The organism is Streptococcus suis (assembly GCF_002960445.1).
Lineage (GTDB): Bacteria > Bacillota > Bacilli > Lactobacillales > Streptococcaceae > Streptococcus > Streptococcus hyiners.
Window position 1 is genome coordinate 1 of record NZ_POJD01000422.1, and the last position, 268, is coordinate 268.

1 pseudogene is annotated in these 268 nt (G+C 44.0%); it reads left to right on the top strand.

From position 1 onward, the window contains the following. Positions 1–268 (top strand): annotated as a pseudogene (locus tag C1G53_RS12360) (PAS domain-containing protein); the annotation flags it as partial.

Consider the following 268-nt stretch of genomic DNA (forward strand, 5'->3'; position numbering starts at 1 on the left):
CCTTAATTGAGGGGAATTATGCAGATCTGTTAGACATGAGGGGAAGTCCTGAAATCACAGACATGGCTAATTCCCTCAATGATTTGTCCGAGGTCATCCGCTTAACTCATGATAATTTAGAACAAGAAAAGACACGTCTGACGTCCATCCTGTCCTATATGAGTGACGGTGTTATTGCTACAGACCGTATCGGACGGATCATCATGATTAACGATATGGCCCAGAAACAGTTGGGGTTATCTAACCCAAAGCAGGAGCAGTATCACCT